Origin of the sequence: Dyella japonica A8 (assembly GCF_000725385.1) — a bacterium.
Classification (GTDB): Bacteria; Pseudomonadota; Gammaproteobacteria; order Xanthomonadales; family Rhodanobacteraceae; genus Dyella; species Dyella japonica_C.
The window spans coordinates 2,469,121-2,483,291 of the sequence record NZ_CP008884.1 but is presented as its reverse complement, the minus strand read 5'-3'; the positions used below and the strand labels follow the sequence as shown (position 1 = coordinate 2,483,291).

Sequence of the window (14,171 nt, the reverse complement as noted above, 5' to 3'; positions counted from 1 at the left end):
TGCCGCCCTTATAGGCAGGAAGTCATGCTGGGAGGACGATGACAGCTCGCTTACAGTCAATCCCCGACCACCCTTCCGCTTCGCTCACCGCGCCGGCCTCACGCCGGCCGCCTGGAGGATCCATGCCCAGCCGCCGCACCTTGCTTGCCTTCGCCACGCTCGCCTGCTTCAGCGCCGCCCTCGCCCACGCGCAAACGACGCCACTGACCCCGGACGTGCCGCAGAAAGCCTTCGTCGCCGATACCGCCGGCTACGACTATGTGAAGCGCGAGGTGATGATCCCCATGCGCGATGGCGTGAAGCTGCACACCGTGATCGTGATTCCCAAGGGCGCCCACAACGCACCCATCCTGCTGACGCGCACGCCATACGACGCCAGCGGCCGCACCGAACGCTTCGTCTCGCCACACATGGACGCCACCCTGCCGCAGGGCGACGAGGTGTTCGTGCATAGCGGCTATATCCGCGTGTTCCAGGACGTGCGTGGCAAGTACGGCTCGGAGGGCGAGTACGTGATGACGCGCCCGCTGCGCGGCCCGCTCAACTCGAGCGACGTGGACCACTCCACCGACGCGTACGACACCATCGACTGGCTGGTGAAGAACCTGCCCGAATCGAACGGCCGCGTGGGCATGCTCGGCTCCTCGTATGAAGGCTTCACGGTGGTGATGGCGCTGATCCATCCCCACCCGGCGCTCAAGGTCGCCGCGCCGGAAAGCCCCATGGTGGACGGCTGGATGGGCGACGACTGGTTCCACTACGGCGCGTTCCGCCAGACCAACTTCGACTACATCCACGGCCAGACCGCGCAGAAGGGCAAAGGCGGCGGCGTGCCACGCGTGGGCTACGACGACTACAGCAACTTCCTCAACGCCGGCTCCGCCGGTGACTACGCGCGCGCGCATGGCCTGGAACAGCTGGCGTTCTGGCGCAAGCTCGACGAGCACCCGGCCTACGACGCGTTCTGGCAAGGCCAGGCGCTGGACAAGATCATGGCGCAGCAGCCTCTGAGCGTGCCCACCATGTGGCTGCAGGGCCTGTGGGACCAGGAAGACATGTGGGGCGCCATCCACAGCTACGAGGCCACCGAGCCCAAGGACAAGGGCAACGACAAGAACTTCCTCGTGATGGGCCCGTGGCGCCACAGCCAGGTGAACTACGACGGCCGCGCACTCGGTCCGCTGCAATGGGATGGCGACACCGCCCTGCAGTTCCGTCGCGACGTGCTCAAGCCGTTCTTCGACCAGTACCTGGTGGCAGGTGCACCCAAGGCGAACACGCCGCCCGTGCTGATCTACAACACCGGCGAAAACCATTGGGACCGCTACAAGTCGTGGCCGCTGAGCTGCGACAAGGGCTGCGCCCACAAGCCCAGGGCGCTCTACCTCGGCGCCAACGGCTCGCTGTCGTTCAACGCCCCTGCCGCGGATAGTGCGAAGTACGACGAATACGTCTCCGACCCCGCCAAGCCCGTGCCCTACCAGCCGCGCCCGGTGCATTTCGCCGACCACGATGCGTGGACACGTTGGCTGGTCAACGACCAGCGTTTCGCGGATGGACGTCCGGACGTCCTCACCTACGTGACCGAGCCGCTCACCGCACCGGTGCACATCGGCGGCGCCCCGGAGGTGAACCTGTATGCCTCCACCAGCGGCACCGACAGCGACTGGGTGGTGAAGCTGATCGACGTGTATCCGGACACGGTGCCGTCCAATCCGGAGATGGGCGGCTACGAACTGGCCGTGTCGCTGGATATCTTCCGCGGCCGCTACCGCACCAGCTTCGAGCATCCCGCAGCGCTCACGCCGGACCAGCCGTTGCTGTACAGCTTCGGCCTGCCGACCACCAACCATGTGTTCCAGCCGGGCCACCGCATCATGGTGCAGGTGCAGTCCAGCCTGTTCCCGCTGTACGACCGCAACCCGCAGACCTTCGTGCCGAACATCTTCGATGCAAAGCCGGCGGACTATCAGAAGGCCACGCAACGCGTGTGGCACACGCCGGGCACGGCAAGCTCGATCAGCCTGCCGGTGGTACCCAACGGCTGACCGCCCCGCCTCCTGCCCCATCAGGCCGGCCCCGTGCCGGCCTTTTTTGTGCCCCAACAGAACCACCACCCGTCAATGACTTGAAATTAATTAAACATATGATTAATTATATGGGCCATGACCAAGCCCATCCGCCCCAGCCACGCCCGCCAGCCACGCCGCGCCCCCGGCCGCCCCGGCACCGACAGTCCTGACCTGCGCGCCACGCTGGTCGAGGCGGCACTCGCCTGTTTCGTCCGCGATGGCATCGCGGCCACCTCGCTGCGTGGCATCGCCGCCCAGGCCGGCGTGACGCCCGCCATGCTCAACTACTACTTCGGCAGCAAGCTCGCCCTGCGCGATGCGATCTTCGAGGAGCGGCTGATGCCGGCGATCATGCAGCTGCGCGAGGGCATCGCCGGTGCCGGCGACGACGTGAACGACCTGGTCACGCGCTTTGTCAAAGGCATGCTGGGCGTCGTCGACGCCAACCCGTGGCTCCCTTCCCTCTGGGTGCGCGAGGTGCTGTGCGAAGGTGGCGCACTGCGCGATGTGCTGCTCACGCGCATCGGGCCCGACCTGCCGCGATTCCTCGCGGGCCGCTTCGCCGAGGCGCAACGCCAGGGGCAGCTCAACCCGTCGCTCGATCCGCGCCTGCTGGTGGTCTCCCTGATCGGGCTCACCATGTTCCCGGCCGCCGGCGCGCCGATCTGGCGGCAGATCTTCCAAGCCGATCTCAACACCGACGTACTCGCGCGGCATGCACTCGCGCTGCTTGGCCATGGCATGGAGCCCCGTCATGAAAACTGAGCGCCGCTTCCACGCCGCACTGGCCGCCTGTTCACTCGCGCTGGCCGGCTGCCATCCCGCGCCGCCCCAGGTATTGGGAACGGTGGAATTCGACCGCATCACCCTGCCCGCGCCGGCGGCCGAGCACATCGTGGCCATCGACGTGCGCGAGGGGCAATACGTGCCGGCCGGCACGCGCATCATGCAGCTGGAAACCACTCGCACGCAGGCCGCGCTGGACAACGCACGCGCCGACCTGAAGCAACAGCAGCAAGCGCTGCTGGAACTCGAGCGCGGTCCACGCGAAGAGCAAATCCGCCAGGCGCGCTCCAACCTCGCCGGTGCACAGGCGCAGGCACGGGATGCCAACGCCTACTACCAGCGGCTGGCCGCGCTGTCGCTGCAACGCTACATCTCGGCAGCGGACCTGGACCACGCGAAGGCATCGGCAGGCAACGCCGATGCCGCCGTGGCCGCCGATCGCGCGGCGCTGGACCAGCTCATCAACGGCTCGCGCGTGGAAGACATCGCGCAGGCACGCGCCCTTGTCGCCGCGGCAGGCGCCAACGCCGCATCGCGCGCGGTCGACCTGGAAAAGCTCGACCTGACCGCGCCGCGCGACGTGCGCGTGGACAGCCTGCCTTACAAGCTGGGCGACCAGGCGCAACCGGGCACGCCACTGGTCATCCTGCTGGCCAGTGACACGCCCTACGCGCGCGTCTACGTGCCCGCGGCGCTGCGCCCTTCGATCCAGGTGGGCGACGAAGCCATCGTCACCCTGCACGACGGCAAGCGGCAGTTCCGCGGCAAGGTCCGCATGATCCGCAGCGAGCCGACCTTCACGCCCTACTACGCGTTGAATGGTGACGACGCCACGCGGCTCAGCTATCTCGCCGAAATCGCCCTGGGCACGGATGCGCGCGAGCTTCCACAAGGCTTCCCGGTGGCCGCCGAATTTCCCGGCAAGCACGTCCATGACTGACACGGCCATCCATGCACGGGGGTTGACCAAGCGCTTCGGCGCGCTGGTCGCGGTGAACAAGGTGGACCTCGATGTCCCCCGCGCCTGCGTCTACGGGTTCCTCGGACCCAATGGCTCGGGCAAGTCGACCACCATCCGCATGCTGTGCGGACTGCTCACGCCGGGCGCGGGCGAGATCGACGTCTTGGGGCTGGCGATTCCGCGGCAGGCCGAGGCCCTGAAGCGGCGCATCGGCTACATGACGCAGAAATTCTCGTTGTTCGACGACCTGTCGGTGCGGCAGAACCTGGAGTTCCTCGCCACCGTGCAGGGCCTGTCGCGCCACGACACCCGCCTGCGCGTGGACGAACTGCTCAGGCGCTATCGCCTGAACGACCGCGAAGAACAGCTCGCCGGCACCATGAGTGGCGGCCAGAAGCAGCGCCTGGCGCTGGCCGGCGCCATCGTGCACAAGCCCGAACTGCTGTTACTGGACGAGCCAACCAGTGCGGTCGACCCGGAATCGCGACGCGACTTCTGGGAGAAACTCTTTGAACTCGCCGATGCGGGAACCACCATCCTCGTCTCCACGCATTACATGGACGAGGCCGAGCGCTGCCACCGCCTCGCCATCCTCGACAACGGCAACCTGGTGGCCGACGGCCAGCCCAAGGAGCTTACCGAAAAGCTGCGTGGCCGCACCTTCGTCGTACACGCCGACTCGCCGCGACGCGTGAAGGCGGCGCTGGATAGCCATCCGGACGTGTTGAGCGTGGCGCAGATCGGCAACGAACTGCGCGTCCTCATGCGACGGGACGACGTTTCGCTGGAAGCGTTTCGCCACAGCCTGGACGGTGTGGACGCCAGCACGGACGTCCATACCGTGCCGCCGAATCTCGAAGATGTATTCGTAGTGGCCACGCGCAACCCTGGACAGGGCGAGGAGCGGGCAGCATGAATCTCCGGCGGCTACTGGCCATCATGGTGAAGGAACTGCGCCAGCTCCGGCGCGACCGCGTGACGCTGGCCATGATCATGGGTATGCCGGTCATGCAGCTGCTGCTGTTCGGCTACGCGATCAACCTCAACCTGCGCTACCTGCCGGCTGCCGTGGTGGACCAGGCACAGACCTCCGGTTCGCGCGCTGCCGTGCAGGATCTGCTGGCCAGCGGCGTCATCGAGATCAAGGCCAGCGCACAATCGCCCCAGCAGCTGGTGGACCTGTTGCGCGAAGGTCGCATCAGCGTGGGTATTGCCGTTCCTCCCGATTTCGAACGCCGCAAGCTGGACGGCCGCGAGGCCATCCAGGTGATGGTCGACGGCAGCGACAACGTGGTGCAGTCGGCCGCGGCGCAACTGACGCAGTATTCGCTCGACCAGCCGTCCGATTTCCATGCACCGGCGCAGACGCCGATCAGCGTGGTGAGCTTCTACAACCCGGAACGGCGTTCGCCGGTCAACATCGTGCCCGGTCTCATCGGCGTCATCCTGACCATGACCATGGTGCTGTTCACGGCCGTGGCCATCGTGCGCGAAACCGAACGGGGCAACATGGAGTTGCTGATCACCACACCGGTGAGCCGCACGGAACTGATGATCGGCAAGGTGCTTCCCTATGCCGCCATCGGGCTGGTGCAGACCACGCTGGTGTTGTTGTTGGGGCTATGGCTGTTCCGCGTGCCCTTGCGCGGCAGCCTGTGGGACGTCTACCTCGCCTCGGTGTTGCTGATCCTTGCCAACCTGTCGCTGGGCCTGCTCATCTCCACCCGCGCGCGCTCGCAGTTCCAGGCGATGCAGATGACGTTCTTCGTGTTCCTGCCATCCATCCTGCTGTCGGGCTTCATGTTCCCGTACGCAGGCATGCCGGTGCCGGCGCAGTGGGTTTCTGAGGCACTGCCGTTGACGCACTTCATACGGCTGATTCGCGGCATCATGCTGCGCGGCGCCGACCTGGGCGACCTTTGGCAGGATGGCGTCGCGCTGCTCGCCTTCATCGCGATCATGCTGACGCTGGCCATCCGGCTGTTCCACAAGCGACTGGATTGAACCGCGCCCAGTGGGGCATGCCCGATAGAAGATGGCCCGATAAAAGAGTGCCCAATAAAAAAGGCCCGCTTGCGCGGGCCTTTTCTTCATGCGGCAGGCGTTACGGCGTACACGTCTTGCCGTGGTCCGCGTGGTAACCCTTGGCCTTGGCGTCGGCTTCGCTCATGTACGAGCCGGCCTTGGTCTTGCCGTACCACTTGTCACCCTGGCAGTGATAGACCTTGCTGCTGTTGTTCACCCACACCAAGCCCGGGCCACCGCCCGGCGCGGCGGTTGCCGGCGGCTCATTGCCCGCCGCCTTGGCGCTCTTGCTGGCAGGTGCAGCCGCCGGAGCGGGCGCCGCTGCAGGAGCTGCGGCTGCCGGCGCGGCTGCTGCCGGAGCGGCTGCAGGCGCTGCGGCCGGTGCGGCGGTCGCCGCCGCGGTGTACCACTCCTTGACGCCCTGGTGACCCGAGCAGGCACCCTTCTTGGTGGCGTGGTTCGTGTAGCTCCCGTCCTTGCACTGCCCCGTCGAGCCTGCCGGCGCGGCGGACTGCTGTGCATAGACGGCCGGTCCGGCCAACAGACCCGCGAGCATGATTGCCATCAAACCATAGGACTTCATCTTCGATCCCTCCCGTACGATTTCGCCTGCCCCATGGGAAACCTATCCCGCGCGGCGGAACATGTCCCCCTGCCCTCGCCAGCCGCCATCGCGGATTCACCGCGATGGCGTGACGTCCTTCAAGCGCCGTGGCGCCTGTGTGAACACTATGCGCCAGACGCATGACGCTTCATCACGCTGCCTCAAACCTCGTTCATCTGGCGTGATGCCATTCCGTAAAAACCTGCGAAACAGGCCGCGTGACGCATTACGCGTCACGCGGCCCTGAGCACTCATCAGTGGTTGATCACCAGGTCGGCAATGATGCCGGTAGCGACGGCGACCAGCAGGAAGTCGCCGGTGTCGCTGCGCACCCACACATGGTCCGGCGGCGGCGGCGCCAGGCGGTACGCGCGGTAATCCACGTAGTAGCGCTGGTCGCGGTAGTACTCGGCGGGAACGTAGCCACCGCGGTGGTACCAGCCCTCGTGGTTGCCGCGATCGTGCACGATCACGTAGTCACGGCGGTCGTGGTCGTGGTCCCAGTCACGCCCATGATCACGGTCGCGGTCATGGTCACGGTCGTGATCGTGGTCGCCGCGGTCATGGTCGTGGTCGCGATCATGGCCATGATCGTAGTAGCGGTCATGATCCTGGCGGTCATGGTCGTCGTACTGAAACGGCGCGGCGGCAACGGTGGTCGAAACCATCACCGCGCCAAGCATCAGTGCGAACAGGGTCTTCTTCATGCGAACTCTCCATCGGGTCACGCCGTGGGTCAGGGCACGCCCCCTGGCGCACTTTTCCACGGCGGCGCCATGATGAGTTTCGCAACGATGCACGATGGGTGAATCCGCTCGCAAAATCGACGCATCGCCACGACGCAAGTTCATGCGTTGAAGCAGCGTTCGGCCTCGCCGGCGAACCGCCTTCGTCGTACTTCGCCATTCCCCGGAAGTGCCATCCCTGGCCAACCCTCGCCGCGCTTGCGCAAAACCAGGGGACATCCCAACCTGGAGCCTCTCAACGCTATTCGCGTACCCTCGCCTTACCCTGCCTGGAGGGTGAAAGCTGCCGGCGAGAGCCACGCGAATAGCGTAGACAGGCCCCCATCGCTCAATGCACCGCCATGCCGCCCAGGCGCGCCTTCAGCGGCGAGGCGTCAAGCAGGAGCAGCGTGCGCTGGTCGGCCAGCTCCACCACCTCGCGCATATCGTCGCGCAGCGAGCGGTCGATCTGGTTGCGCAACACGCCCGGCACGCCGATCTTGTCCGCGGCATCGATGGTCACGATGTTCTCGATGGCGTCCACCACCAGGCCAAACTTCTCTTCGTCGTTCTCCACCACCAGTACCTTGGCGGCCTGCAGGTTGTCGTATCCCTTCATGCCGTAGAGCGCGCGCATGTCGATGATGGTGACCAGCTTGCGCCGCAGGTTGAGGATGCCCCGCACGTAGTCGGGCGCTCCCGGTGGCTGCATCACGTCCGGCGGAAAATCGATGACCTCACGCAACTGGTCGATGCGCATGCCCATCAGCTGGTCGAGCCGGAACGTCACGTAGGTTTCGCGCGCGCCACTGCGGCGCTTGCCCTGCCCCCGTTCCGCGGAGGACTCCACCGCGTACAGTTCGCGGTGGCCGCGCGTCAGGTCGGCCACGATCGCATCGCTCAACAGTGCCGTTTCGTCGATCAGCAGGATGTCCGGCGTATCCTCGCGGCTGATGCACCCCGTGAACAGCTGCGGACGCTCGGCGCACAGCGACGGTATGGCCAGCAACTCCTCGTCACGGTAACCGACGATGCTTTCGACATCGTCCACCAGCAGGCCAAAATCCATGTCCTTCTGGCGGAGCACCACGATGCGTCGCGGGTCTTCGAAATCGCCCGGCGCCATCGTGGCCGCGGCCGCACCAGACAGGCCAAGGAAGCGGGCGAAGTCCACGACCGGCACCGTATTGCCACGCAAGTTGAGCATGCCCAGGCACAACTCGCTGGCGAGCACCGAGGTGAGCAGTTCCGGTACGCGGATGATCTCGTGAATGGCCCCCATGGGCAGCGCGAGGCGTGCGTCGGCCACGCGGAACGACACCCCCTGGCGGCGCTGACCCAGCACCGCGCGCTGGCGGGCTGGCTCCGATGCCGCGGCATCGCCCTTGGGCATCGGCATGTCGCGCAGCCGATGCAGGGCGTCCACGTTGAGGATCTGCAGGATGCGGTTGCCGCCGTCGAGCTTCAACGCGCCGCCGATCATCGACGAGCCGCCTTCGCCCTCGCTGAACATCACCTTCTGCTCCGCGGGAATGCGCAGGATTTCGCCGGTCGCGTCGAACAGCAGGCCGACGCGGCCCTGCCGGAATTCGACGATGGCGATCTTCGCCACGTGGTGCGCTCCGCGATCGGGCAGCTGCAGTAGCTGGCCGAGATGGATGATGGGTATCAACCGGCCACGCAGGTTGAAAAGGCCCAACAGGTAGGACGGCCCAAGCGGCACCTGCGTGACGACGGAGGGGTAGTTCACCACCTCCTGCACGGACGCAACGGGAAGCACCAGCTCGGTGTCGCCCAGGTGGAACGAACCGAACATCTCGGTAGCGTCCTGCCGGGCAGGTGAAGCGTTGGAGGATTCCATGGCAATGCTCCGGTTCACGTCGTGCGGCCAATCGTGCGGACCGCGAATTGGTGTTGCGCGCAGTCGATCACGAGCTGGCGGCCACTCTCACCGCCCACGTCGACGTGCACGACCCTGATCCTTGTTTCGGCAAGCAGGCGCTGCGCCATGCGCGCATTCTGCTCACCGATCAAACCGTGGCGCGGTATGGTGATGTGCTGAACCATGCAGGCACCGCCCGCGATGACCGCTTCCACTTCATCCTGGCACTTGCGTTCCAGGCCCATCATGGACATCAAGGTCGGCATGGCGCCGGTCACGTACTTGGCACCTTCCAGCGGCGCCGCGTGCGGCGACTCCGGCAACAGGCAATGAGCCATGCCGTAGATCCCCCGTCGACGCCAGAGCAGGCCAATGCCCACGCACGAGCCGAGGATGGCGCGCAGCACGTCGTTGCCGCTGCCCAGCCTTGCCTCGCACATGCGCACCTGGATGTCCTGCCCGTCAGGCATGCACGCGCTCCTGACGCCGATAGATCAACGGCAGCTCGAAATCAAAGCCGACATTGAGCCGCGTCAACGACTCCGATTCGCCGATGACCAGCACGCCAGCCGGCGCCATCGCACGACGCACGTTCTCCAGCACGTTGCACTGCCCCTGTTCGTCGAAATAGATCAGGACGTTGCGCAACAAGGTGATGTCAAAGCGCGAGGCACCATCCAGGCGCCGGTGCAGATGGTGTTCGCGGAACACCACATGGGCCCTCAACGACGGCGCCACGAGATAGCCACCACCACTGGCCTGAAAGTACTTCGCGAACAACTCGGGCCTGCCACGCCGCAGCCCCTCGATGCTCTTGCCCTGGTAGTGCCCCGACTTGCCCACCGCAAGCACGTCGCTGGCGATGTCGGTGGCCAGGATCTGGTATTTGAACGCCGGATGCCGCTCGCGAAACTCCTCGCACAGCATGGCCATGGAGTAAGCCTCCTCGCCGGTGGAAGCGGCCGCGGACCACAGCTGCAGCGTGGCGCCGTGGTGCTGCCGGTACCACTCTGGCAGCAGCTGCTGCCAGAAGTGGTCCCAGATGCGAGGCGTGCGGAAGAACGAGGTCTCGTTGGTGGTCACCAGGTTGATGAAGGCGCTCACTTCGTCCGGCCGCTCGTCCAGCACCGCCAGGTAGTCGCGGTACCGGCCAAGCTCCAGCGCCTGCAGGCGGCGACGCAGGCGTCCCTGCAGCAATGTCCATTTGCGCTCCGCCATATGGATGCCCGTATGGCGGTGAACCTTGTCCAGCAGGGCGCGCTGCGTGGCGACGTCGATCTCGTTCTCGATGTCCATGGCCGTTCCTTCAGACCACGAAGCGTTGCACGGTCCGGTTCAGCTCCTCGGCGCCCTGCGTGAGCGAGGTGGTGGAACGGGCGATGGTGTCGCAGGCCGCGGCCGACTTCTCCGTCTCTTCCGCCACCTGCTGGATCGCCGTGCTGACTTCGCGCGCCGCCACCAGCTGCTCGTCCGCACCGCAGGAGATCTCGGAGATGGCCTGGGTGGTGCGGCTGACGCCGCCGACGATCTTCTCGAACGCCTCGCCCGCCTGCTTGGAGATCTCGCTGCCCTGCGCCACGCGCTTCACCGACTCGTTGATGAGCTTGGAGATTTCCTTGGTGGCCTGCGAGGAGCGCTCGGCCAGTTTGCGCACTTCGTCCGCGACCACCGAAAAGCCCAGGCCGTGCTCGCCGGCGCGGGCCGCCTCGATGGCCGCGTTGAAGGCCAGCAGGTTGGTCTGGCTGGCGATCTCGCCGATCACCTTGATGATCTCGCTGATGTCTTCGGACGACTTGTTGATCAGGTCCATCGCCTCGATGGAACGTGCAATGGCCTTGGCGCCGCGCTCGGCTTCCTGGTGCGTGTCCTTGGCCAGCTGGTCGGCGCTGCGCGAGTTGGTAGCGATGGAGTTGATCGACGCGGTAAGTTCTTCGATCGACGCGTTCATTTCTTCCACGGTGGCGCCCAGCAACTGTGCGCCACTGGCGACGGCGCTGGCCCGGCTGGCGATCTCCTGCGAGCTGCCGGAGAACCCGCCCGCCGAATCGACCACCTTGCCGATCACGGCGCGCAGGTCGCCCATCATCTGCTGGATGCCGTCCGCGAGCTGATCGATGGGATCGCTGCCTTCCACGCACACTTCGCCGGTGAGATCGCCTTCCGCCGCGCGGCGCACGGTCTTGAGCAGTTCCTCCACCTTGCGCTGGTCTTCGGCGGCGCGGCGCTTCACCCTTTCTTCCAGCTCCACCTGCGCGGTGACATCGGTGGCGAACTTCACCACCTTGCACAAGCGGCCGTTGCCGTCGTAGATCGGGTTGTAGCTGGCCTGAATCCAGATCACGCGACCACCCTTGCCCAGACGCTTGTAGCGGCCGGCATCGAATTCGCCGCGATTGAGTTTGGCCCAGAATTCCGCGTAGGCGGGACTGGCCGTGTAGCTGTCCTCGCAGAACATGCGGTGGTGATGGCCCTGGATCTCTTCCAGCGCGTAGCCCATGGCCGAGAGGAAGTTCTGGTTGGCCGTCAGCACCTGGCCGCCAAGATCAAACTCGATCATGGCCTGGGCCTTGTTGATGGCATCGACCTTGCCCTGGAACTCGGCCTTCTCCTGCCGGCTCGCGGTGACGTCGGTGGCGAACTTCACCACCTTATAGGGCTTGCCGCTGTCATCGAAGACCGGGTTATACGATGCGTTGATCCACACTTCCCGGCCGTCGCCGGCGATGCGCTTGTATTCGCCGCGATCGAGAATGCCCTTGGCCAGGTTCTCCCAGAACTTCTTGTACGCGGGGCTGGCCGCGTAGGCCGGCTCGCAGAAGATGCGATGGTGCTGGCCGCGGATGTCCTCCAGCGTGTAGCCCAGTGCATTGAGGAAATTGTCGTTGGCGGTGAGGATCTTTCCTTTCAGATCGAACTCGATCACTGCCTGGACGCGATGGAGCGCTTCGTTGACCGCGCGCAGCTCATGCGGCTCAAGCGGCATATCCGGTGTTTCTTTACCCATGATCCCTCTCCCTCGTTGGCAAGAACACGGACGCGGTGGCCCGGTGACATTGGCGCGTGGGGAGGATCCGTCCGGCTAGCTGCCCTGCGAGACCAACCATGTCCCGGCGACTCGCAGACAGGCGGTGACGTGCCCTCGCGTCGCTGCTTGAGCATCACCGGCAACCTGGATGTTTCCTTCCCCTGCGTTGAGCGCTATCGGCGTGGCGCAGAGGGTCTTTAGGCGCGGCGTCGCGTGGCATGCCCGCGACCTGCGTGAGATTCGTGAGGTTTCTCGCGAGATCGGTTCAGCCGTCCGAACACTCGCGGCCGTTGGATCGAGACAATGTGATCCGGCGCCCAAAAAAAACGGGGCCGCGAGGCCCCGCTCTTACTAACAGCCTATGCCTTAAGGCTAGGGTGCCGCAGCGCGCTTCAGGCTCGATTGCGGACGTGCCACCGCGTACATCTCCCACGCGATCTGCTTGAGCAGCGCCGAGCGATCGTTGCCCACGGCATAAAGATCGAAATGCGTCTTGTCGGGCAGGAAGCGGATGTCCGAATGCGCGTGCAGGCCATCGAGCACCGCTTTCAACCGGTGCGCGGCGCCATCGAGGTAGAAGGTGTCGGCCGTTCCCACGATCAGGTGGATCTTGCCGTCCAGGTCGGGCGCAAGTTCGGGCCAGTGATCCTGCAGGCGGCGCGCGATGTCGTAGTGGTCACGCCAGTAGTCGACCACGCCGGGATCCACCTCGCCGGTATCGCGATCGAACATGGGCAGCGGACGGCCATCCTTGCCGCGCGGGGAGAACACCCATTCGAACGAGGCAATCTGCCCGCCGTAACTGCCGAGCACCCGCTCGACCTGCGCGAACTGCTGGAAGGTCGCGAGCACCTTGCCCTTGTCGCGGATCAGCGGATAGGACGAACCATCGGCCTTGCGGTACACGTTCGCGTGCGGCGCGTAGAGGTCGATGCCGGTGAAGTCGTGGAAGTCGCTGGGATCGGGCGAGGTGGACCAGGTGCCACCGAATACCTTCGGATAGCGCGTCTGCAACCACAGCGTGGCCCAGCCGCCGGACGAATGGCCATTGAGGAAACGGCCGGATGCCTTCGCGTCCATGCGATACATCGATTCCAAGTGCGGTATCAGTTCCTCGGTAAGCGCCTTGCCCCACGGACCGTTGTTCACCGAGTCGGCGAACTCGTGCGTACCGGTGGGGGACGACTCGTCGAGGTAGACCCAGATCATCGGTGGCATCTCGCCCTTGGACATCGCCAGCCAGGTGTTGGCCATGCCGCCGATGAAGTGATCCAGGCCACCGCCGAAACCATGCGTGAAATACACCACCGGGTAGGTCGTGCGGGCCTTGGCGTCATAGCCCGGCGGCAACAGCACGAACCCGCGCATGTGGATGGGGCGCCCCCAGAACGCGGTGAGTGCGGGGCTGGTGAAGTCGAGGTCCTGCACGTGCCTGCGCGCCTCGGGCAAGGCATCACGCATGGCCTGTGGGGCCGACGGCGGCAGCACCCAGGCGTCGTGTGCGGGCACGACCGTGGCCAGTTTCAGTGTCGGCACGTTCGTCGACGGCAGGTGCAGCTTGACGACTTCGCTGACCAGGTCGCCGGTGGCCCGTCCGGTGTAGTTGTAGCTGTGGTTGGTGTCCAGCACCGCCTGCACGTAGTAGTCGCCGGGAGGCAAGCGGGCAAAGGCAGCGGGATAGGCGTGATCATCGGCATCGATGTCTACGCCCTTGCCAGCCACCAGCCGCCCGGCTTCCCGCGCTGCCACGCTCACCTGGTCGGGCCTGAGCGGGTCGAAGTCCACCTCGGCCACCTTGGCCTTCCCGGCATCTGCCTCGGCCTTGGCCGCGGGCTCGGCGAACACCAACAGCCGCCCGGAGGCCACCTCGGTGCCAGCGACACCCAGATCGACATGGAAACGTTGCCGGACGCTGACTCCGTCGGCTGACGCACAGCCCACGACCAGTCCCAGGCACAGCAGGACTCCGAACTTCAGTCGGTATGACGACATGACCCCTCCCAGTGGTTATCCCTTGGGGACGGTCTGAACAAACGGCGCTTTTGCTCGTCATTCCAGCCTTCGCTGGGATGACGAGCAAAATCAGAGCAT

12 protein-coding genes are annotated in these 14,171 nt (G+C 65.5%); 5 read left to right on the top strand and 7 right to left on the bottom strand.

The features are described from left to right. The first annotated feature begins 122 nt into the window (after positions 1-122). The 5 genes from HY57_RS10245 (at position 123) to HY57_RS10225 (ending at position 5,823) form a co-directional block, all read left to right on the top strand. Complete coding sequence (locus HY57_RS10245) at positions 123-2,048, top strand: CocE/NonD family hydrolase (protein ID WP_019463518.1); 1,926 nt, start codon at positions 123-125, stop codon at positions 2,046-2,048. A 117-nt stretch (positions 2,049-2,165) separates the two neighbouring features. Then, positions 2,166-2,837: a TetR/AcrR family transcriptional regulator gene (locus tag HY57_RS10240; RefSeq protein ID WP_038579655.1), complete on the top strand. Its 672-nt coding sequence runs from the start codon at positions 2,166-2,168 to the stop codon at positions 2,835-2,837. Beyond that, on the top strand, positions 2,827-3,798 hold the full coding sequence (locus tag HY57_RS10235; protein ID WP_038579650.1) for an HlyD family secretion protein: 972 nt from the start codon (positions 2,827-2,829) through the stop codon (positions 3,796-3,798). The genes HY57_RS10240 and HY57_RS10235 overlap by 11 nt, the downstream gene beginning before the upstream one ends. Positions 3,799-3,805: 7 nt before the next feature. Continuing rightward, positions 3,806-4,735 carry an ABC transporter ATP-binding protein gene (locus HY57_RS10230; RefSeq protein WP_038580887.1) on the top strand — a complete coding sequence of 310 codons (930 nt, stop codon included), beginning with the start codon at positions 3,806-3,808 and terminating at the stop codon, positions 4,733-4,735. Then, positions 4,732-5,823 carry an ABC transporter permease gene (locus HY57_RS10225; protein WP_019463513.1) on the top strand — a complete coding sequence of 364 codons (1,092 nt, stop codon included), beginning with the start codon at positions 4,732-4,734 and terminating at the stop codon, positions 5,821-5,823. Before HY57_RS10230 ends, HY57_RS10225 begins: the two co-directional genes overlap by 4 nt. 100 nt (positions 5,824-5,923) lie before the next feature. Here HY57_RS10225 and HY57_RS10220 read toward each other — a convergent pair whose 3' ends face one another. The 7 genes from HY57_RS10220 to HY57_RS10190 all read right to left on the bottom strand — a co-directional run bounded on the left by HY57_RS10220 (position 5,924) and on the right by HY57_RS10190 (position 14,072). Further along, on the bottom strand, positions 5,924-6,427 hold the full coding sequence (locus HY57_RS10220; RefSeq protein ID WP_038579645.1) for a DUF3761 domain-containing protein: 504 nt from the start codon (positions 6,425-6,427) through the stop codon (positions 5,924-5,926). 275 nt (positions 6,428-6,702) lie between these two features. Then, positions 6,703-7,155, bottom strand: coding sequence for an RcnB family protein (locus tag HY57_RS10215; RefSeq protein ID WP_019464485.1), 453 nt, complete (start codon positions 7,153-7,155; stop codon positions 6,703-6,705). Positions 7,156-7,522: 367 nt separating this feature from the next. Beyond that, positions 7,523-9,034 (bottom strand): chemotaxis protein CheW, encoded by a 1,512-nt coding sequence (locus HY57_RS10210; RefSeq protein WP_019464484.1) that lies wholly within the window; start codon positions 9,032-9,034, stop codon positions 7,523-7,525. 14 nt (positions 9,035-9,048) lie between these two features. Continuing rightward, complete coding sequence (locus HY57_RS10205) at positions 9,049-9,525, bottom strand: chemotaxis protein CheD (RefSeq protein ID WP_019464483.1); 477 nt, start codon at positions 9,523-9,525, stop codon at positions 9,049-9,051. Next, the gene (locus HY57_RS10200) at positions 9,518-10,351 is read right to left on the bottom strand and encodes a CheR family methyltransferase (RefSeq protein ID WP_019464482.1); all 834 of its coding nucleotides are present in this window, start codon (positions 10,349-10,351) and stop codon (positions 9,518-9,520) included. Before HY57_RS10200 ends, HY57_RS10205 begins: the two co-directional genes overlap by 8 nt. 10 nt (positions 10,352-10,361) lie before the next feature. Continuing rightward, entirely contained in the window at positions 10,362-12,059 is a 1,698-nt protein-coding gene (locus HY57_RS10195) for a methyl-accepting chemotaxis protein (RefSeq protein ID WP_026033788.1), read from the bottom strand. A 393-nt stretch (positions 12,060-12,452) separates the two neighbouring features. Continuing rightward, positions 12,453-14,072, bottom strand: a complete 1,620-nt coding sequence (locus tag HY57_RS10190) for an alpha/beta hydrolase (protein WP_019464480.1) — start codon at positions 14,070-14,072, stop codon at positions 12,453-12,455. Positions 14,073-14,171: the final 99 nt, after the last annotated feature.